We start from the raw sequence: 18,862 nt of genomic DNA, 5'->3' as shown, positions 1-18,862 counted from the left end.
CTCCTTTCGGGAGGGGTGGGTCAGGCGGCCGGGTCCACCCGCAGGAAGATGGTGTCGAACCAGCAGGTCACCGTGGAGCTGCTGGAGCGGTACATGGCGGTGACCGTGTAGCTCGCGCCGGCGGTCAGCCCGAACATCCGGAACTGGGTGGAGACCGACCCGTTGACGGCGCCTCCGAAGATGGCGGAGTACTCGTCGTTGGCGGCCAGGACCACGGTGGAGCCCTGGGTGACCTGCGGGGCGATGAACGCGTTCGTGGTGGTGCTGTTGACGACCTGGATGCGTGCGCCGAGGCTGAGCAGCACCGCGCCGGTGGCCGGGGCGGTGAAGACGAGGGTCAGCGCGCTGACGGCGGTGCCGGCCAGGGCGGAGGTGTACGTCGTCGACGTGGTGGAGCCGGCGTCCAGGGACGAGGCGAACGACGGCGGTGTCACGGCCGGCAGCCACGTCGAGCCGTTCCAGCGCTGGAGGATGCCGTTGGCGGACTCGCGGTACTGGCCGGTGTAGCCGCCGGTGGCGACCGCGCCGGCGGGCGCGATGCCGCCGACGCCCTTCGGATACGGCACCCAGGCCGAACCGTCCCAGCGTTCCAGCGTGTTGTTGACGTCCCGGTAGTGGCCGGGGTAGCCGCCGGGTGCGGTGTCGTCGGAGCGGGTCGGCAGGATGCCGCCGACGGCGACGGTGGTGGGGCGCAGGTCGACGCGGGCGTTGTCCCAGTCGATGCCGCCGTTGCCGGCGCTGCGGCCGGCCGGGACGGCGACGGTGAACAGCACCAGCGAGGTGTCCGGGGCCGTGGGCGCGACGGGCTGGGCCGCCGCCTTGCCCTGGACGATCTCGACGGCGGCCTCGTACCGTCCGCCGCCGTCGTGGTCGTGGTCGTGGACCCGCAGGACGACCAGGTCGATCCGGCCGTACTGCGGGTCGCCGTCGGCGAAGGTGAGCGGGACCGGTTCGGTGACGGTGACCGGGTAGGCGCCGCGGGCGATCGTCGACTGGATCACCGCCCGGCCCACGCCCACGGTGGCGGACATGGTGCCGGCGGCGCCGGCCAGCCACAGGCCGGTGACCCGGTACTGGCCGCCGTCGGAGCCGGGCAGGACACCGGAGCGTCCCTTGACGTCGGTGACCGGGGTGACGGCGCCGGTCTGGGTGACCCGGGTGTCCTCCCGGGTCTGGCCGTCGGGGGACAGCCAGGCGGAGCGTGCGTTCATGGCGAGTCCTTCGGGTGTGGCCGGATCAGGAGGCGGATTCGTAGGTGCCGTAGATCGACAGCACGTCGCCGGCCGCCCAGGCGAAGGGGAAGCCCTTGTCCCAGAAGGCGTTGCCCTGCTTCAGGGATTCACGCAGGTTGCGCACGGTGCCGCCGCCCGTGGTCGAGAGCAGTCCGCTGCCCGGGTACTGCAGGCCCGCGGAGGCGTCGAAGCCGAGCACGTTCAGCACCCGCCCGTCCAGCTTCCAGGTGACCGACGGCGGCGGGACCGGCAGGGAGAAGGTCCAGTTGCCGTTGGAGGCCTGGGCCGCCAGGTTGGTCGTCGAACCGACCTTGAGGTAGATGCGGACGTGCACGAGCGTGCCCGTCTTCACGTACGAGCCGGCGAGGGTGCCGTTGCCGATGCTGGGCTGGGTCCCGCTCTCGGCGCCCCACTTGGGCGTGTAGTCCGTCCACTTCGGCTCCGGCTGGTACGACACCCAGCTCGAGCCGTTCCAGCGCTGGAGCACCCCGCCGGAGTCCCGGTACTGCCCGGTGTAGCTGGCCGTGCTGAGCGTGCCGGACGGCGCGATGCCGCCCAGCGCGCTCGGGTACGACACCCAGGCGGAACCGTCCCAGCGCTGGAGCGCGCCGCCGGAGTCCCGGAACTGGCCCGGGTAGGCGCCGTTGCCGGTGTCGCCGACGACCGGCAGGATGCCGCCGACCGCGACGGTGGGGGTGCGCAGGTCCAGGGCGTCGTTGTTCCAGTTGATGCCGCCGTTGCCGGCGCTGACCCCGGCCCGGACCCGGACCCGGTAGATCGGCAGCGCGATGTCCGGCAGGGCGGGCTGCACCGGGTTGGCGTCCGGCGTGCCCTGGATGATCTCGATGGCGGCCTTGGTGAGGCCGGACTCGTCGTACAGGTCGTCGTAGATCCGCAGGACGACCATGTCGTAGCGGTCCTGTGCCTGGCCGGCGGCGAAGGCGAGGGGGAACGGCTCGGCGAGCGTGACCGGGTAGGCGCCCTGGCCGCCGTCGGCCTGGATGACGGCCCGGCCCTCGTGCACGGTCGTGGACATGGTGCCCGCGTGGCCCTCCATCCAGAAGCCCGACAGACGGTACTGGCCGTCGTAGGAACCGGGGAGGATGCCGGAGCGGACCTCCAGGGGATTGGCCGGGGTGGTGGCGCCGATCTGGGTCAGACGGGTGTCCTCGCGGGTCTGGCCGGTCTCGGCCACCCATGAGCTGCGCAGGTTCATCTGAGGGTCTCCTGTGATCTCCGGAAGGGGCAGGGAAGGCGAGGGGCGGTCAGGACCTGAGCCATTCGGCCGTGAGGTTGGTGGCGTAGCCGGAGCCGCCGAGGGTGGTGATGGTGGAGCCCGACTGCTGCAACCCGTAGAGGGCGAGCCTGTCGCCGGCCGTCATCCTGAGCAGGCAGCTGCCGCCGACGCTGGTCGCGCCCGGGCCCGCGCCGGTCAGCCAGGTGCCCCGCGGGACACCGGTGCCGTTCTGGTAGATGCGCGCGCCGCGGTTGCCGGAGGTGGCCTCCGTGTACCAGGTGATGGAGCAGGACACCCGCCACCAGCCGGTCCTGGGCACCGTGTAGGTCTGGGAGCCCGACCAGCCCGCCGCGTCGTCCACGTCGGTGCTCTGCATGCTGATCTGCGTCCACACGCCGGTGGGCACGGACTGCGCCGTGGTCTGCGAGACGCTGAGCAGCACGGTCGTACGGCCCTCCGCGTACTGCCAGGCCGAGCCGTCCCAGCGCTGGAGCAGTCCGGCGGCGTCCTCGCGGTACTGGCCGACGTAGCTTCCGGTGGTGACCGCGCCGGTCGGGGCGATGCCGCCGACGGCCCTGGGGTGGGCGATCCAGGCGGTGCCGTTCCAGCGCTCCAGGACGCCCGAGTTGTCCCGGTACTGGCCGGCGTACGCGCCGTTGAAGCCGCTCGCCGGGACGATCCCGCCGAGGGCCACCGTCGGGTAGCGCAGGCTGGTGACCGCGCTGTCCCAGGCCAGGCCGCCGGACCCGGCCGAGGCTCCGGCGGGCACCCTGATCTGGTAGAGCGGCAGGGCGCTGCCGTCGGGGGTGTTCGGCGCCGCGGGGATGGCCGCGGGGGTGCCCTTGACCAGGCGGACGACGGCCTCCGTGGCGCCGGTGCCGTCGTGGACGTCGTCCCGGACGGCCAGTTCGACGAGGTCGACGCGGCCGTACTGGGCGTCTCCGTCGGTGACCGTCAGGGTCTCCGGCTCGGTCACGGCCACCGGGTAGGTGCCCTGGCCGGTCCGGCCGCCCTGTACGAAGGCGCGGCCGGTGCCGATGGTGAACGTCATCGCGCCGGTGGCGCCGGTGAGGGCGAAGCCACCGGGGACGATGCCGCCCCGGGACTTGAGAGGGACGTTCTCCGCCACCAGGGCGTTCGGGGTGAGCAGACCGGACAGCGTGACCCGGGTGTCCTCCCGGGTCTGGCCGCTGTCGGTGAGCCAGGCGGTTCGTACGGTCACGGGGTCACCACTCCGCCCCACGCCAGCGGACCGTCATCCGGGCGCCCGTGTCGTAGGTGTCCGGCCGGAACGCCAGCTGGGCGCGGCCCGGTTCGAAGGCGAACAGTTCCTCCGGGCTGCTGTCGGCGGCGGCGGTGTTGCGGCGGGAGGCGGTGCCGTTGAGCGTGACCGTGCCGGCTGCGGTGTCGACGACGAGCTCGTCGCCGGCGGTGAGGCTGATCAGGTAGCGCAGTCGGCGGCCGGAGGTGCGGTCGGTCACCGTGGGGTTGGCGCACGGGCCGGTGAAGGCGATCACCGGATGGGTGGGCGCGGAGCCGGTGTTGTCGGCGTTCACATCACCGGTGGAGGCCGTCTGACCCCAGTACAGCGGCCAGGTCAGCGGCCAGGTCAGGCCGCTCTCCGGCTGTGGGGCGCCGGTGACCGCGGTCTGCTCGGTGACCGAGTAGCGGCGCGGGTCGGTGGCGTACCACTGCACGGACGCCCGGGAGACACCCTGCGTGGTGTACGTCCGGTCGGCGGCCAGCACACGCTGGCTGACCCGGGCCCGCACGGCCAGGGTCTCGCCGTGCAGCCGTACCGCCAGCCAGCGCTCGGAGTCGCCGAGCAGCAGGGCCTGGCGCAGGGCGCGCATCGCGGCGAGCGAGGAGGCGGTGTCGTCCTGCGGGGGAACGGTCCACACCGTGCCGCCGATCTTGCGCGGCTTGGCGTAGCGGGCGCCGGGCCAGGCGCCGTGCGCGGTGGGGTGGTCGGCGTCGGAGGCGTCGTACTCCGGCAGGTCCTCCCAGCCGCTCAGCCCCGCGCGGTCGATCTCGTAGGGGGTGCCGGGGCCCATCAGCAGTCCGGCCCACTGCATCTGCCCGTCGCGGGTGATGAGTGAGCCGGGGGCCACGTCCTCGGTGTATGCGGTTGTCGTCGTCTCGGCCATGGGGCCGTCACCTCACTGTCATGGGCAGGCGTGAGCGGATGCGAGGAAGATCAGGTCTTCCGCGGTGCCTCGGGCGCCGGCGCCCCGGCTCTCGTGGAACTCCTTGATGTGGTGGCGGTCGTGGCCCGCGGCCGCCCGCCGCTTCCGGGCGAGGGCGCGCCGGCGTTCCAGGTCGGTCAGCGGCAGCACCCGGCCCGCCTGGCGGGAGGCGCCCGGGACGGCGATGCCGCCCTCGGCGAGCATCGGGATCTTGTCCAGGTCCACGCCGAACTTCTTGCCGAGGATGTTGACGCTGAGGCCGTTGAGCTTGTCGATGACCCAGTTGGCGAAGGCGATGAGCCCCTGGATCGGGCCCTTGACCACACCGGCGAAGGTCTGTGCGCCGGTGGTGACGAACCTGCCCATGGCCCCGAGGGTGCGGGAGGTGGCCTCCTTGATCCGGGTGAACATCCGGGGGATGTCCTGGGTGATCCACCGCAGCGCGGGCTTGACGGCGTCCTTGAACCCCCGCCAGATCGACGACACCCTGCCGCTGAGCGCCCGGGTGTCCCCGGTGGTCAGCGCCTTGAGCACGGCGAACCCCGTGCCGACGAGCGCCCCGATCGCGGTGAGCGCGGTGGTGATCACGCCGAGGTAGGCGGTGACGTACGTGTTCACCGCGCTCGCGATGCCCTTGAGCAGCGGGGTCATGACGGTCAGGTAGCCCTCGACGTACTTCAGTACGAGGGTGGCGAGCTGTTCCATCAGCCGCTGACCGGTCTCGGAGTTCAGCGCGAGGTCGATCAGCCAGCCGGCGACCGGGAGGAGCAGGCCGGTGACGAAGCCGATGGGGTTGGCGCGGGTGAGGGCGTTGATGACCAGCATGACGCCGGCGCCGATCGTCATGGCGGTGCCGAAGGCGCCCATGAGGCCGCCGAGGAGGCCGGCGATGTCGATGAGGCCGGCGGCCAGGGAGAGGATGCCTGCGGCGGCGGACTTGAGCTTGGTCACGGCGCCCCTGGAGCCCTTGGCGCGGGCGCCGAAGGACTTCACGCCCGCGGCCGCGGTACCGGCGGTCCGCCCCACCTTGGTGACGGAACGAGCGGCCGCATCGGTGCCCGCCTTCACCTGGCTCAGGACACCGGCGCCCTGTGCGGCGGTCGTGGCCACGCGGTCGGCGGCCGCGGCACCGTTCTTGATCCGTCCGGTGACGGAGCTCAGCGCGCCCGTGCTCTGTTCGACCCGGACCCGGAAGGAACGCAGCGCGGACGCGACACCCGACAACGGGTCAGCGGGCCCGCGTGCGGAGATCGCCGCGGCACTCATCCGCGTGCCTTCGCCAGGAACATCAGGGCGTCGGCGGTCCGCTGCGGGCTGCTGTTCTCGGCCGCGTAGTAGTGCTCGATGTGCAGCGCGCCGCCACCCGCCCCGGCGGCCCCGGCGTACGCCCGGCCCTCGGCGGCGGCCCGCCGCAGCAGCCGGTCGAGCTTGCTCAGGGGCAGGACGGCCTCCGCCTCACCGGCCTCGGCGAGGATCGCCGGGACACCGCCGGAGCGGGGCATGACGACACCGCCGGTGGCCAGCATGGGGATCTTCGGCAGGCTGACGCCGAAGGTCTTGCCGCCGACGCCCGGGACCCAGCCCGGGATGGAGACCTTGATGCCGTTGAGGGCGCCGATGGCGCGGTTGATGATGCCGATGACCGCGTTGATCGGCCCCTTCACCGCGCTCTTGATGCCGTCGAAGGCCCGGCTCGCGATGCCCTTGAGGCCGCCCCAGATGCTGGACAGCTTGTCCTTGACGGCCCGGAAGGCGTTCGGGATCGCGGACTTGACCCAGTTGACGACGGGCGAGATGACGGCCTTGATGCCCTTCCAGACGCTGGAGACGACCGTCTTGATCGCCTTCAGCGCGGTGCTGATGACCTTCTTCCAGAGGTTGACGTAGGTCTTGATGACGGTGGCGACGGCCTTGACGACCTTCGAGATCGCCGTCTTGATGCCGTTCCAGACCGACTTGATCAGCTTGGCGGCGTTCTTCATGATCGGCCCGATGGCCTTCATGACGCTGCTGATCACGGACTTGATGACGCCGAAGGCGGTCTTCAGGACCTTCTGCATGGTCTTCGACCTGGTCGCCATCTCGACGACCTTCTGGATCAGCGGCATGAGCAGTTCCATGAGCATGCCGAAGAAGTTGCCCTTCATCGACTTGTTCATCTTGTCCTGGCCCTTGGCCGCCTTGCTCGCCCCGGACTCGTACTTGCCGAGGTTCTTGCCGGCGGTGGAACCGGTCCTGCCGGCCTTGGCGATGGACTTCTCGGCCTGGTCGGAGGCTGTCTTGAGGCTCTTGAGCTCGCTCGTGGAGCCCTGGGCGGCCGACTTGAGGCGCTTGAGCTGGTCCTCGCCGCCCTTGGCACTCCGTTTCAGTCCGTCGGCGGCCCGGCCGGCCGACTGAGCCTTGTCGCTGAATTGTTTGAAGGAGGACGCTGCTCTGCCGAGAGAACGCGACAGTGACATGTTTCACCAACCCTTGTTTTCGAGATGCAGGCGGTTTTGCGGGTCTTATGTCAGGGCGCGAGAGCGGCGATCAGTGAATTGACATGGAATTCCATACGCCTGACCTCCTGGGCCACCTGTCTGGCGTCCTGGACCTGAGTGGCATCCACCGGCCTACGGCTTCCGACCCGCTGGACCGCCGCTGCCTGGCGGCTCAGATACCGGCTGTTCTCCCGGGACCGCGTGTCGGCCGCCGACGCGAGCCTGGCGGCGGCGTCGAGGTCCCTGCGCAGCTGGACGATCTTCGTGCCGTGCAGGTCGACGGAGACCTCGATTGCGGTGAGGCGCCGCTCCAGGGCCCTTTCGGCTTTCAGGACGTCGGAGGTCCAGCCGAATTTCCGGTCCACATAGGCGTGGATCTGGGGCGTGAAATCCTTGATCGTGGGCAGTTCCGCCTTGAAGATGGCGAATGCCGGCGCCAGGAGGGTGATGCCACCGGCGACGAGGGTGGCGGCCATGGCCGCTCCGACCGCTTCGGGCTTGAGCCAGACCTGGGCGTGTTCCAGGACCTTGGCCGTCTGGTCCGCATCGGCCTTGAGTGCTTTGATGTCGGATTCGACGGTGTCCAGTCGCTCGGACGGGGTTTTGGGTTTGTTCTCTGGAGGGGTCGACATGCTGCCTTCCCTTGGATCTAATGTGGGACGATCTGGCGATCGACAGGAAAAGGTAAAAGTGCGGTATGCCTCAAAAAGTCACTTATGAGCGGCCGACCGGTGGCACTTATGTTCTGATGGCACTGTGCACCGGAATTCCCGCGGCATTGTTCGGGATGCTTTACCTGGTCTATCGGGACATGGCGGTCACGGGCGGCTGCGGATCCCGTTATTCCGGAGTCGCCTGTTCCATGGGGCAAGCGGGGCAGGTCGTGCTGGTCCTCGTCGCCATGCCCGCGGCCGTGCTCTGTGTGCTCTTCCTGGAAGGCGTCGTGTTCCGGCCGTACCGCCGGGGGCATGAGGCGTACCGGCTGATCTCGCCGTTCCTGTTGGCCTGGGGAGGCGTGGAACTCTTTCGCGCGTCGATTCCGCTGGGTGGCTTGGCCCTGATGTTCGCCGCGGTGGGGCTGCTCTTCGCCTCGAGCAGACCGGTAGGGGTGCGGGGCATGGTGTGGGAGATGAGCGAGGCGAGGTTCGCGCGCCTGACGCAGGAGGCGGAAGGCGAGCGGCTCACCTGGGCGCAGAACGCCGGCCTGCTGTTCGCCAACACCGTGGGCGCCGTGCTGGGAGTGACCGCGGCCTGGAAGATCGTCTCGGCGCTCGCCTGAGGGGGCCTGGAGGGCGTTGCGGTCAGTCCGTCCCGGCTTCCCGGGCGGCACGGGCCATCTCCCGGGACAGGGTGCGCAGCGTCGTGGTCAGGCGGCTGCCACCCGGGTCGCCTGCTGCATCGTGCGGACGTGCTGAGGAGTGACAGGGACGGCCGGTCCGCCCGTGGCCGGCCGGCTTCCCGGGGAGCCGGACCGGCCGCCGGAGGCGGACTCCGAGTTGTTCACGGTCACCCCACCGCTCACGGTGCCCGCCTGGATGACGGCGCCGTGCACCGTGCCACCGCTCATGGTGTTGTTCACGGTGCCCCTGTTGCCCCGGAGCATCCGCTTCAGCGTGACGATCTCGTCGTACACGTCGTCGTTCGATCGGTCGGGCATCGTCGACCTCTCCTCCGTGGGTGTTCCCTGGGTGCTCGGGCGGACGACAGAGGGACCGGGTCTCCGCTCGCCGTCTACGGCCGGCCGCCCCGCCGCGCCCGCCGCGCCTCCGTCAGCGCGTCCGACCACCCCGCCGCATAGGCACGCGACTCCCGGGCGAGCAGTTCTTCGTACACCCGGTCGAGCAGGGCCTCGCCGTCGGGGGCCGTGGTGTGCAGGAGATGGGCGAGGCGGGTGTAGGTGTCGATCGGCTGCTTCGGGGAGTTGCTGGTGCCAGTCGCCATGTCGGGCCTGCTTTCCGGTCTGTCCGCTGGGCTGTGGTGCAGATGACGCTCCTGGGGTGTTCGAAGCGCCTGTTCGAACTAGTGTACGAGTAGTCTCGTGGTGTCGTTCCGTGTTTGCCGAAGACTCTCCGTGATTCTGCGGTCCGGACCTGCGGCGATGCAGGGTGCACTGAAACTTGTGTCAGGTTCGTGGAGTAGGATCCGGCCGTTCTCCCGTCGGTTGAAGAGAACGCATGAACTACAGGGCCCCGCAATCGACCTGAGGGCCCGTCGGACGACGGTGGACGGCGACGGGCGGCCGTCCTCGCGCGGGGGGCGCGGAGAGACAGGGCACGAGGGCAAGGCCAACGGGGTGGACTCCGACGCGAGCAATGCGCGACATGATCAACCGATCGACTGGTTGGAACAGTCTCCCGATCTCCCACATCTCATCGCCCGTGTCTCCGAGCTCGTCCTCCGTCTCGGCTACGACCCGGAGGGCCTCGTGACCCTGCCACGAGCCGAGCTCGACCGCCGCGAGATGGCCGCCTACAGCGCCGGCTGGGCCGACGTCGTCGCCGAGCAACTGCCCGCGATCCGCCGTGCCTACGAGGAACGGATCACCGCCGCCTACCTCCAGGGCCAGGACGACGCCCGCACCGGCCGCCGCCCCCGCAGGGCCCGGCGGGCGGAGGGCGAGCCCGGCGGAGAGGTCATCCAGCTTCCGTACGTCCAACTGCTGCGCCCCCCTTCCGAGGTGACGCGGGTGGAGCGACGCGGGGAGCGGGAGCGGTCCGTGGCGGACGGGACACCGGCACCGGCCATGGCCGGGTCGGATCCTCCCGCGCCCACCCCCGCCGGCGACGTTGGCGAGCCGATGCCGGACCGGGCGGCGAGCGGCGACGGTCCGAGCGGGGACGAACCCGAGGGTTCCACCCCGGCCGGTTCCACCCCGGCCGGTTCCACCGGCGACTTCCTGCTGTCCGCCCGCGAGGTGCGCGAGAAGCGGTCGGCGCCGTCGGAGCGGCGACCGGTGGTTCGGCGCAACGGGCGGCCCAGTGTGCCCCCGCTGGCCCGGCCGGGTGACGCTTCGGGAACCGGGCGGGACAAAGGGAGCAGACCCGGCGGGGCTCAACAGGGCCGGCTCCATCAGCCCGACCAGCCCGACCAGCCCGACCAGCCCGACGAGCCCGACCAGCCGGATGAGCCGGATGAGCCCGACCAGCCCGGCGCCCGTGGCGAGGAGCGGCCCCGGCTTTCGGACCGGGCCCGGGCACTCGCCGACGACCTGGAGGGCAGGGCCTCCGGACGACGGCGCGACGAGCGGCCCGGGGCGCCGGGGCCGCGCTGAGCCGGGTCGGTCCACAGGGGTGTGGGCCGACCCGGCTCAGAGGAAGAAACGCGCCAGCTGGGCCGGAGACGGCGAACCGTCGGACGCGGGTGCGTGTCCGCCGGACTCCGCCGTTCCGTCCGTCGTCCGGCCGGCCTCCTCCCCTTCCGGTCGTGTTTCCGCGGCCCCGTCCCCCGGACGCGGCACCGGCGCCGGAGGTTCCGGCTGGTCGCCGTCCTCGGCGGTGTTGACGCACGCGAACATCCAGTTCGCCGCCGCCAGATGGTCCACCGCGGCGGCCAGCAGATGGTCCGTCACCGACCAGTCGGCGGCCTCGCCGTGCAGGTCGCGGTTGAGGGCGCTGTCCCGCGGCAGATGCTGGATGAGCACCGAGAGCCGCCGCGCGGAGAGGCGGTCCCGGTGCCAGTCGAGCAGGTCGATGCCGTAGTAGCGGAGCAGGTCGGCTTCGAGGGCCTCGGCGTGTTCGTCGACGAACCCGACGAGGCTCAGCCTTCCCCCAGGCCGAGCCCGGTCTCCTTGCCGTAGGCCTCCAGGATGGCGGCGATGTCCTGCATGGTGACCTCGTGCCGCTCGAAGCGGGCGAACTGCTGCTCACCCATGAGCAGCCCGAGCAGCCCGTCCACGTCGTTGTCGTCGAGCTTGCGCAGCGCCTTCGCGGTGGCGCGGGTCAGCTCCGTGGGCAGGGTGAAGCTCTCGCCGTCGAGCTCGAACGACCAGGTGCGGCCGAGGGCTTCCAGGCGCTGGGCGCGGGCGGCGTTGACGTCGAAACGGGCCATGGTGATGGGTGCTCCTTGGGTCCGTGAAGCCAGGTGGGAAGAGGGAGGGGTCCGGGGTGGGGCGGGCGGGGAGCCCGCCCCACCCCGGTGGGTCAGGACGCGGCGTACGAGGCGTCCTTCATCACGAAGCTGGCCAGCGCCGAGCCGTCGCCCGCGGCCATCGCCGTGAAGGTGATGCCGAGCTGGGCCGGCGACTTGCGGGCCAGCTTGATGTCGTCGGCCGCCGTGACCTGGCCGCGCGGGATGCCGAAGCGGTACGTCACCGGGGTGGTGCCGTCGCTCGCCCGGACGTCGGTGAACTCCAGGCCGAGGGCGCGCACGTCGGCGTACGGGCGGTCGGCGATGTCGTACTGGTAGACGCCCGTGCCGGTGCCCACGGCGTTGACGCCGCCGCCGCCCATGAAGAACGGCAGCGTGTCCTCGTTGAACTGCAGCAGCGAGAACTTCAGGGTCAGGTCGCGGTCCGAGTACACGAAGTGCACCGGGCTGACGGCCTGCCACACGTCGACCGGCTCCAGCTTGTCCTTCTTGCTGAAGGTGACGCCCTCACCGGAGGTGAAGCCGAGGTTCTTCCAGCCGGCCCAGTCGGTGGCGGTGTCGGAGGAGAAGGTCGTCGGGAGGTCGGTGTCGGCCGGGGCGACGTAGAGCCGGCCGACTCCGGCGATGCGGATCTCGGAGGAGTTGGTGCCTGCCATGGGTGGGTCTCCTTATGGACGGATGGTGATGCGGGGGTGCCGTTCCCGGCCGTTCCGGGTACGGCGAAGGCCCCGCCGTCGGGACGGTCGGGGCCTTCGGTCTGTGGGGCGCGGCGCACGGGCGGGCCGGGCCGCGCGGGGTGCGTCAGTAGACGTCGATGAACACCTTGAGCACGGTCACGTAGCGGTTGGCCGCGCTGTAGAGGTAGTCGGGCAGCCAGCGCGGGCCGTCCTGCTCCTCCACCTCGGTGATGAGGTTGGTGCCGTAGCGGTTGCCGGCCGCGGCCATCAGCGCGCGGCGGGCGGAGTTGGCCAGGACGTGCGCGGCCTGCTTGGTCGGGCCGTACACCTCCAGCTCGATCAGCGGCTGGTCGACGTGGAGCTCGCCGACCCACGCGCCGCCGCGCCGGTTGACGAGCACGGCGGCGGTCGTGCCGTCGAAGTCCGACGGCGGGTCGACGGTGACGAGCGCGGTGGAGAGGGCCGAGTCGGCCTCCAGGATGTCGACGACCAGGGCCTCGACGTCCGGGAAGGCGCTCGGTGGGGTGGGTGTGGTCATGCCGGGTCACCTCGCCGGGAAGAAGGGAAGGCAGCCGGGCGGGCGCAGCGCGGGGGCGGCAGGGGAGGCGCGCGGCGCCTCGGCCCGGCGTACGGCGACGGGTGCGGCCCGCGGGGGCCGCGGGCACAGCTCCGCCGCTGCACCAACTGTGACAGACGAGCGTGCGCGCACGCAACTAAATCGGCGAGGTAATCGCGACCAGAGGCGCTGGAGGGGCGGAAGTGCGAGGTGGGGGCGCGGAAGCCGGTGGGGCGACAGGGTTCCGGAAGGGAGCTGTGTGCAGGGAACGCGTGCCGCGCTGAGGGCGGACGTGCGCCCGACGTCCAGGAGATGCCCACGTCTACGGGGTGCCCACGTGTACGGGGGTGCCCACGTGTACGGACTGCCCCCGGCCCGCGAGGTGTCCGACGTCTACGAGGGGCACCCGTCGGCCCACGGGTGCTCGTAGTCGGCGTCTCCGTCGTGGGATCGGCCGAAGCGGATCAGTCGGCGCCGGGGGACGCCGCCGTCGCGGCCTCCACCAGTACCCGCCGGTCCTCGCGTTCCTGGTGCGCCGCGATCTCGTCGTCGTTCGGCAGGAACTGCTCCACCACTCTGACGAACATCTCCCGCCGGTCGGCGGGCACGCCGAGCAGGTCTGCGACCTCCTCCAGCGTGGGGCGACGGCCGTACTCCGCGTTGGGCGCGGGGGCGGCCACATAGTCGTGCGGGTCGGCGAGTTCCTCGGCGGTCAGCCGGCCGGAGCGGATGAGCATGTCGCGGACCGGGACGCCGAGCACGCGCGCGAGGCGGCGCGTGGTCTCGAGGTCGGGCATGCTCTGCCGCTGCAGCAGACGGGTGACGGCCGCGCGGTGTACGCCCGCCTCGTCCGCGATCCGCGACTTACCGCCGCCGCGTGGACTGTCGATGTCGTAGCCGCGGTCGCGCATGAGGTCTTCGACCCACGCGGCGAACGCGTCCAGGTCCTGGTTGTTCATGTCAGCTCGCTTCCTTCGGGGGGTGATGGGGAGTTTAGCTTGCTTGCGCGCGCGGAATTACGTGCTCTCGTGCAAGCACTGAGCAAAGTGCACGCTGTTCGTGGAGGTTCGTGGAGATTTCGAGAGGGTGGCGGAGCGCCGGGATCCGGAAGGTCGTTGCGGGCGCGCACGCAATCTGTACTCTGGAGGGCGTTCACTTCGTACGGCCGTCCGTCGACGGACCGTCTTCCGGAACCGACAGGGGGGTCCCATGTCCATGCCCGAAACCAGTTCCTGCCCACCGGATCGCTCACGCCCGTCCCGTGCCGTCGGCTGGCAGTCCGCCGCCGCCTGTGCCGGGCTCTCCCCGCGGGTCGTCTTCTCCAAGAAGGCCAAGGAGGCCGCCGCGGCGCTGCGGGCCTGCGCCGGCTGTACGGTGCGGCGCGCCTGTGAGGAGGCGGTGGCCCCGGCGGACAACTGGTTCGACGGAGTCTGCGGAGGCCGCCTCTGGCGCTCCGGCCGCCCGGTCGCCGTACCCGACCGTCTCGTCCCCGCGCCCCGGCCACCGTCCGCTCCGAACTCCGAGCCGGGCCCGACCACCGCGCCGGTCCTGACCACCCGGCCCGCACCGACCACCCCGCCCGGCCTGACCACTGTGCCGCGCCGGACCGCCGCGCCGGCCTTGACCAGCGCGCCGGTCCCGACCACCGCGTCCGCCCTCCAGGGAGGCCACCTTGGCTGAGAACCGACCGAGCGAGGGCCACCCGGCAGGCCGAGTGTCCGGGGAGCGCCCGGCCGCACACCGAGTGCCCGGTGGCCACCCCGCCGACGCCGACCTCGCCAAGCCGCACCCGACGAACTCCCGCCCCGCGGATTCCGGCCTTACGGTTTCCGGCCTTACGGGTTCCCGTCCAACGGCTTCCGGGCGCACGGGTTCTGGCCCCGCCGATTCCCGCCTCACGGATTCCGGCCGCAGGGACTCCCGCCCAACGCGCTCCCGCCCCGCTGATCCTCGCCCCGCCGATCCTCGCCTCACCGATCCCAGCCTCACCGATCCCAGCCTCACCGATCCCAGCCTCACCGATCCCCGCCCCACCACCCAGGCCGCGCTCTGGATAACCCACCTCCTCCAGCAGCTCCCGGAGCTCGCCGCCGAGTTGGTCCCCGGCCGCGCCGCACCCGCCCACCGTCCGGCGCCGTCCCCGCCCCCCGCCGACCTCGCCGCCCGACTGCGGCAGGAACGGGAAGAGGCACTGCTGCTCCAGCAGCAGCACGGGCTCGTCGCCCCCGGGCACAGCGCCGCGCCACTCCGGCTGCACATCTCGGACGCCATCCGTGACATCTCCGACGGCGTCGTGGAGCTGGAGGAGGCCGTACGGGACCGCCTCGGGCTGCCCCGCCCACGCCGGGCACCCGTGCCGGAGCGGCTGAAACGGATCGCCTCCCTGCTCGACGGCATCGCCGCCGACCCCGTCCTGGCCGCGCATGTGCGGGACGAGACGCGGCGGATGGCGCGCCGGTGCGCCCGCGCGCTGGGGGACACCGAGACCGTCGTACGGATGCCCGGGCGCTGTCCCTGGTGCGACTCGGTGTCGCTGCGGGCCTTCCCCGACCGGGGCGCCGTCCTCTGCATCAACCCGGCCTGCCGCTGTCCGGAGCCGGACTGCGGCTGCCACGACGATCCGGCCTACCGGCACACCTGGGACGAGGGCGAGTGGAAGGCGGCGGCCCGATGAGCGGCTCGAGGAACGACCCCGAACGGCCGACGCTCATCCCCGGCCCCCTCGCCGCCCAGGAGGTCGGGGTCGCCCCCGCGACCATCCGCAAGTGGGTCCAGCTGGGTCATCTGAAACCGGCCGGGAAGGCGGGCCGTGCCCAGCTCTTCCGCCTGGAGGACGTCTTCGCGGCCGAACGCGCGGCCCGCGGGACGAACCGCCGGGTGCGGTGAGCCTTGCCACATCACCCCGGTGGAATCGGTGGTTCGTGCGGGGGAACCATCGCGGGCCCCGGAACGTAGGGGAATGATGGAGGCATTCAAGCCGTCCGGGGGAGGTGTCCGTGTCGTATCCGTCGCCATGGCAGCCGTGGCAGGCGCAGAGCAGTCCGTCGATGCTCGCGTCCCACGCGGATCGCGAGCGCGCCGTGGACGTGCTCAGAGCGGGGTTCGCCGAGGGGCGTCTCCAACAGGCCGAGTTCGAAAGGCGGGTGGGCCGGGCGTACGAGGCCCGTACCGTCGCCGAGCTGTCCCTGCTCATCGCCGACCTGCCGCAGGGCCCTGTGGCCATACAGCCCTCGGCACCGCCTGTGCAGGCGTACTCCGCGCCGGTGCCGCGCACGTTCATGCCCGCCCCGCCGCCGCCCACCAACGGCAAGGCGGTCGGCTCCATGGTCTGTGGTGTCCTCACCACGATGACCATGGGCCTGACCGGCGTCCCCGCGGTGATCCTCGGGCACACGGCCCGTGCCGAGATCCGCCGGACCGGCGAGGGCGGCGACGGCTTCGCCATGGCCGGCCTCGTCCTCGGCTGGCTGTCCGTGGCGGGCTGGGCGGTCATCCTGGCGATCCTGTTCCTGGCAGCGGTCGCGGGGAGCTGACCACCGGCCCCGCACGGCCCGGCGGACCGACCCCCATGGGCCGGCTCCCCACCCATCGGCGGGTCGACCGACCATGAGCCGGTGGCCTCTCACCACGGGCCGGCGGGCCGGCCCCCATCGGCGGGCCCACTCCTCACGCGTCGGCGGAACCGCCCATCCGGCACGGTGGGCCGGTCGGCCCTACCACGGCCCGGCGGGCCCGCTCACTCCAGGATCGGCGGGCCCACTCACCACGTCACCACGGCCCCGCCTACGGAATCCCCAGCTCGAACATCACGTAGTGCGCGTACCACCCCGACGCCAGTGCCGCCGTCGAGAAGAACACCACCAGGCTGGGCAGCTTCAGCCGGCTCATCGCCGCCGCCGGGGCGAGCAGCAGCGGGAAGCACGGCAGCAGGTAGCGAGGGGTGTTGCCGAACATCTGCTGGGTGCCCAGCACGGTGACGATGCTCGCCAGCGTGTACGCGACCAGCACCAGCGGCGGCTTCTTGCGCAGCATCAGCGCGATCAGGAAGGGCAGCGCCAGCACCAGTTGCACGGCGAGGAGGTCGGGGACGGAGAAGGCGAACAGGTAGTTGTGGTGGCCGACGGCCGTGTTGCCCAGGACGTCGAGGGTGTAGGCGCCGAAGTCGAAGTAGTGCGCCCACCCCTCGCGCTGGAGCGTGAAGTACGCCGTCAGGTCGCCCATGCTCAGGCCCACCCAGGCCACGTAGGTGAGCAGCCCGAGCGGCGCGGCGACCATGGCGTACACCGGTCCCGCCACTCCGTGCTCGCGTCTGCTCTCCCGCCGCGCCAGCGTCACCAGCGCGGCGAGACCGACCGCGCCGATGAGCGCGGCGGAGGTCGGCCGGTTCAGGCCCGCCACGAAGGCGAGCAGGCCGGCCGCCACCCAGCGGCGCTTCATCACGCAGTAGCAGCACCAGGCCGCTATCGCCACGAACAGGGACTCCGAGTACACCGCCCACTCGACGCCCGCGCCGGGCGCCACGGCCCACAGCCCGGCGGCGATCGTGCCCGCGCGGGCGCCCGCGAGCAGCGAGATCACGGCGTAGATCCCGGCGGCCGCGACGAAGGAGGCGACGACCGAGACGAGGATCCCGGACCCGAACAGCCCGAGCCCGGTCACCTCCGACACGCCCCGGATCAGGCCCGGGTACAGCGGGAAGAAGGCGACGGAGTTCTGCTTGACCGTGAACAGGCCACCGGGATCGAGCCGCTCCAGCGGACGCGGGTCGTACCCCTTCTCGGCCACCTGGAGGTACCACCAGCCGTCCCAGGTGGAGAGGACGTCCCACCAGTGGGCGCCCCCGCCGAACCGCGGCTCCTTCTTGCGGTAGTCGCCGGCCGCCTCCAGCAGGAACGCGAAGACGGTGAGCCCGACGAGCTTCAGGACGCCGTAAAGGATCAGCGGGGCAAGGTACGGTCGTACACCGGCCGGCAGGGCGAGGCGGCGGACACGCCATGGCCGTGCCTCCTGCTCGCCGGGCACGGCGGAATCCGTCGCCGTGTCACTGGAAGCCGTGCTCATGACTGTGGTCCCCCTCGGCCCCGATCACCGGAACCCGGGGAGGAACGACTGTCCGGATGATCGTGAAGTGTCTGTCATAAGATCACAACAGAGTCGCACATTCGCGCCAGGGGTTGGGGGAGGGGCGGGTGGCTGAGGCAATGGATACAACAACTCCTCCGACCGTCTTGTCGGTCGTCATACCGATGTACAACGAGGAAGAGGTCCTTCCCGCACTGGTCAGCAGGCTGCGCCCGGTCCTCGCGAACCTCGGCGTCGGCTACGAGGTGGTGGCCGTGGACGACGGCAGCGCCGACCGTACCGCCGAACTGCTCGCGGCCTTCCGGCTCGGCTGGCCCCAGCTGCGCGTGATCGGCCTGCGCCGCAACTCCGGCCACCAGGCCGCCCTGACCGCGGGCCTGGACCGGGCGGTCGGCGCGTACGTGGTGAGCCTCGACGCCGACCTCCAGGACCCGCCCGAGAAGATCCCCGACATGCTCGCGCTGGCCCGCGACGAGGGCCTCGACATCGTCTACGGCATCCGGGCCGACCGGGCCAGCGACACGGGGTTCAAACGGTGGACGGCAGGCCTGTACTACCGGCTCGTGCGCCGCCTGGCCGGCCCCTCGGTACCCGCACAGGCCGGTGACTTCCGGCTGCTCAGCCGGGCCGCCGTCGACGCGCTGAAGTCCCTGCCCGACCAGCAGCGCGTCTACCGCCTCCTCGTGCCCTGGCTCGGCTTCCCCAGCGGCCGGGTCACCTACGAGCGCGCCCCGCGCCCGGCGGGCCGCAGCAAGTACCCCCTGGGCCGGATGATCCGCCTCGCGGTCGACAGCGTCACCGGCTTCTCCGCGGCCCCGCTGCGCATCGCCACCTGGCTGGGCGGCTTCGCCTTCCTGGTCTGCCTGGGCCTGATGGTCTACACCCTCGGCGCCCACGCCTTCGACCACACCGTCCCCGGCTGGACCTCACTCTTCACCGGCGTCCTGTTCATCGGCGCGGTCCAGCTGATCTGCGTGGGGCTGCTCGGCGAGTACGTCGGCCGCATCTACACGGCCGTACAGAACCGCCCCACGTACTTCGTGGGCCACGACACGGCGACGTCGCCACCCCCGGAGCGGCCGACGGCGCCGGAGCCCCCGGCGGCGGCGCCGGAGGCCCCGGCGGCGCATGAAAGCACTCTGCGCGGGTAATCGCCCCCCACAACACACGCACGCCCGGGGACACACCAGGCACCCCCCGCGGCGGTGAGCGTTCCGCTTGCGGGTCCACGCGGCCCGTGGTAAAAGCGCGCACCCTCGCGGGAGCGCAGGTCATCCGGCCCGCGAGCCCCCGTGCGTCGGTGGCGTCGCCCCTGTTTTGACCGGA

At 71.7% G+C, this 18,862-nt stretch carries 22 protein-coding genes; 7 read left to right on the top strand and 15 right to left on the bottom strand.

The genetic code is table 11. The features are described 5' to 3' along the window. Nucleotides 1–20: 20 nt before the first annotated feature. Genes ACF1A1_RS10730 through ACF1A1_RS10700 form a run of 7 tightly spaced genes read right to left on the bottom strand, consistent with a single transcriptional unit; the run spans nt 21 to nt 7,767 of the window. On the bottom strand, nt 21–1,211 hold the full coding sequence (locus tag ACF1A1_RS10730) for a hypothetical protein (RefSeq protein ID WP_391998818.1): 1,191 nt from the start codon (nt 1,209–1,211) through the stop codon (nt 21–23). Nucleotides 1,212–1,236: 25 nt separating this feature from the next. Next, a complete protein-coding gene (locus ACF1A1_RS10725) occupies nt 1,237–2,448 on the bottom strand; it encodes a hypothetical protein (protein WP_391998817.1) in 1,212 nt (403 codons plus the stop codon). Nucleotides 2,449–2,497: 49 nt separating this feature from the next. Beyond that, entirely contained in the window at nt 2,498–3,691 is a 1,194-nt protein-coding gene (locus ACF1A1_RS10720; RefSeq protein ID WP_391998816.1) for a hypothetical protein, read from the bottom strand. Nucleotides 3,692–3,695: 4 nt separating this feature from the next. Continuing rightward, nucleotides 3,696–4,616, bottom strand: coding sequence for a phage distal tail protein (locus ACF1A1_RS10715; RefSeq protein WP_391998815.1), 921 nt, complete (start codon nt 4,614–4,616; stop codon nt 3,696–3,698). 18 nt (nt 4,617–4,634) lie between these two features. Beyond that, nucleotides 4,635–5,921, bottom strand: coding sequence for a tape-measure protein (locus tag ACF1A1_RS10710; RefSeq protein WP_391998814.1), 1,287 nt, complete (start codon nt 5,919–5,921; stop codon nt 4,635–4,637). Next, nucleotides 5,918–7,114: a phage tail protein gene (locus ACF1A1_RS10705; RefSeq protein WP_391998813.1), complete on the bottom strand. Its 1,197-nt coding sequence runs from the start codon at nt 7,112–7,114 to the stop codon at nt 5,918–5,920. The genes ACF1A1_RS10710 and ACF1A1_RS10705 overlap by 4 nt, the downstream gene beginning before the upstream one ends. Before the next feature lie 50 nt (nt 7,115–7,164). Beyond that, a complete protein-coding gene (locus ACF1A1_RS10700) occupies nt 7,165–7,767 on the bottom strand; it encodes a hypothetical protein (protein ID WP_391998812.1) in 603 nt (200 codons plus the stop codon). A 116-nt stretch (nt 7,768–7,883) separates the two neighbouring features. Between ACF1A1_RS10700 and ACF1A1_RS10695 the strand changes: the two genes are divergently transcribed. After that, complete coding sequence (locus ACF1A1_RS10695) at nt 7,884–8,414, top strand: hypothetical protein (protein WP_391998811.1); 531 nt, start codon at nt 7,884–7,886, stop codon at nt 8,412–8,414. Between the two features lie 87 nt (nt 8,415–8,501). On the opposite strand, the gene ACF1A1_RS10690 is transcribed toward ACF1A1_RS10695, so the two are convergent. Together ACF1A1_RS10690 and ACF1A1_RS10685 are read right to left on the bottom strand one after the other, a co-directional pair. Continuing rightward, complete coding sequence (locus ACF1A1_RS10690) at nt 8,502–8,792, bottom strand: hypothetical protein (protein WP_391998810.1); 291 nt, start codon at nt 8,790–8,792, stop codon at nt 8,502–8,504. A 74-nt stretch (nt 8,793–8,866) separates the two neighbouring features. Then, nucleotides 8,867–9,076 carry a hypothetical protein gene (locus tag ACF1A1_RS10685; protein WP_391998809.1) on the bottom strand — a complete coding sequence of 70 codons (210 nt, stop codon included), beginning with the start codon at nt 9,074–9,076 and terminating at the stop codon, nt 8,867–8,869. Between the two features lie 484 nt (nt 9,077–9,560). On the opposite strand from ACF1A1_RS10685, the gene ACF1A1_RS10680 reads away from it, so the two are divergent. Beyond that, a complete protein-coding gene (locus ACF1A1_RS10680; protein ID WP_391998808.1) occupies nt 9,561–10,406 on the top strand; it encodes a hypothetical protein in 846 nt (281 codons plus the stop codon). A 36-nt stretch (nt 10,407–10,442) separates the two neighbouring features. Here the strand turns inward: ACF1A1_RS10680 and ACF1A1_RS10675 are convergent, their stop codons facing one another. The 5 genes from ACF1A1_RS10675 to ACF1A1_RS10655 all read right to left on the bottom strand — a co-directional run bounded on the left by ACF1A1_RS10675 (nt 10,443) and on the right by ACF1A1_RS10655 (nt 13,413). Then, nucleotides 10,443–10,826 carry a hypothetical protein gene (locus tag ACF1A1_RS10675; protein WP_391999054.1) on the bottom strand — a complete coding sequence of 128 codons (384 nt, stop codon included), beginning with the start codon at nt 10,824–10,826 and terminating at the stop codon, nt 10,443–10,445. Between the two features lie 65 nt (nt 10,827–10,891). Further along, complete coding sequence (locus ACF1A1_RS10670; protein WP_360332101.1) at nt 10,892–11,182, bottom strand: hypothetical protein; 291 nt, start codon at nt 11,180–11,182, stop codon at nt 10,892–10,894. Nucleotides 11,183–11,274: 92 nt separating this feature from the next. Next, entirely contained in the window at nt 11,275–11,877 is a 603-nt protein-coding gene (locus ACF1A1_RS10665) for a phage tail protein (RefSeq protein ID WP_391998807.1), read from the bottom strand. Nucleotides 11,878–12,022: 145 nt separating this feature from the next. Beyond that, entirely contained in the window at nt 12,023–12,436 is a 414-nt protein-coding gene (locus ACF1A1_RS10660; protein WP_391998806.1) for a hypothetical protein, read from the bottom strand. 482 nt (nt 12,437–12,918) lie between these two features. Beyond that, nucleotides 12,919–13,413, bottom strand: a complete 495-nt coding sequence (locus ACF1A1_RS10655; RefSeq protein WP_391998805.1) for a helix-turn-helix domain-containing protein — start codon at nt 13,411–13,413, stop codon at nt 12,919–12,921. A gap of 250 nt (nt 13,414–13,663) precedes the next feature. On the opposite strand from ACF1A1_RS10655, the gene ACF1A1_RS10650 reads away from it, so the two are divergent. The 4 genes from ACF1A1_RS10650 (at nt 13,664) to ACF1A1_RS10635 (ending at nt 15,987) form a co-directional block, all read left to right on the top strand. Then, nucleotides 13,664–14,134, top strand: a complete 471-nt coding sequence (locus ACF1A1_RS10650) for a WhiB family transcriptional regulator (RefSeq protein ID WP_391998804.1) — start codon at nt 13,664–13,666, stop codon at nt 14,132–14,134. A gap of 415 nt (nt 14,135–14,549) precedes the next feature. Beyond that, nucleotides 14,550–15,128, top strand: coding sequence for a hypothetical protein (locus tag ACF1A1_RS10645; RefSeq protein ID WP_391998803.1), 579 nt, complete (start codon nt 14,550–14,552; stop codon nt 15,126–15,128). Further along, nucleotides 15,125–15,340: a hypothetical protein gene (locus ACF1A1_RS10640; protein ID WP_391998802.1), complete on the top strand. Its 216-nt coding sequence runs from the start codon at nt 15,125–15,127 to the stop codon at nt 15,338–15,340. The genes ACF1A1_RS10645 and ACF1A1_RS10640 overlap by 4 nt, the downstream gene beginning before the upstream one ends. 161 nt (nt 15,341–15,501) lie before the next feature. After that, nucleotides 15,502–15,987, top strand: coding sequence for a DUF4190 domain-containing protein (locus tag ACF1A1_RS10635; protein ID WP_391999053.1), 486 nt, complete (start codon nt 15,502–15,504; stop codon nt 15,985–15,987). 250 nt (nt 15,988–16,237) lie between these two features. Here ACF1A1_RS10635 and ACF1A1_RS10630 read toward each other — a convergent pair whose 3' ends face one another. After that, nucleotides 16,238–17,515 carry a hypothetical protein gene (locus ACF1A1_RS10630; RefSeq protein WP_391998801.1) on the bottom strand — a complete coding sequence of 426 codons (1,278 nt, stop codon included), beginning with the start codon at nt 17,513–17,515 and terminating at the stop codon, nt 16,238–16,240. A 140-nt stretch (nt 17,516–17,655) separates the two neighbouring features. Here ACF1A1_RS10630 and ACF1A1_RS10625 point away from each other — a divergent pair, with 140 nt between their 5' ends. After that, nucleotides 17,656–18,687, top strand: coding sequence for a glycosyltransferase family 2 protein (locus tag ACF1A1_RS10625; RefSeq protein ID WP_391999051.1), 1,032 nt, complete (start codon nt 17,656–17,658; stop codon nt 18,685–18,687). Nucleotides 18,688–18,862: the final 175 nt, after the last annotated feature.

The sequence above is a fragment of the Streptomyces sp. NPDC014995 genome (assembly GCF_043080745.1).
Taxonomy (GTDB): Bacteria; Actinomycetota; Actinomycetes; order Streptomycetales; family Streptomycetaceae; genus Streptomyces.
The sequence above is the reverse complement of the archived record's forward strand: the minus strand, read 5'-3'. Positions and strand labels throughout refer to the sequence as shown.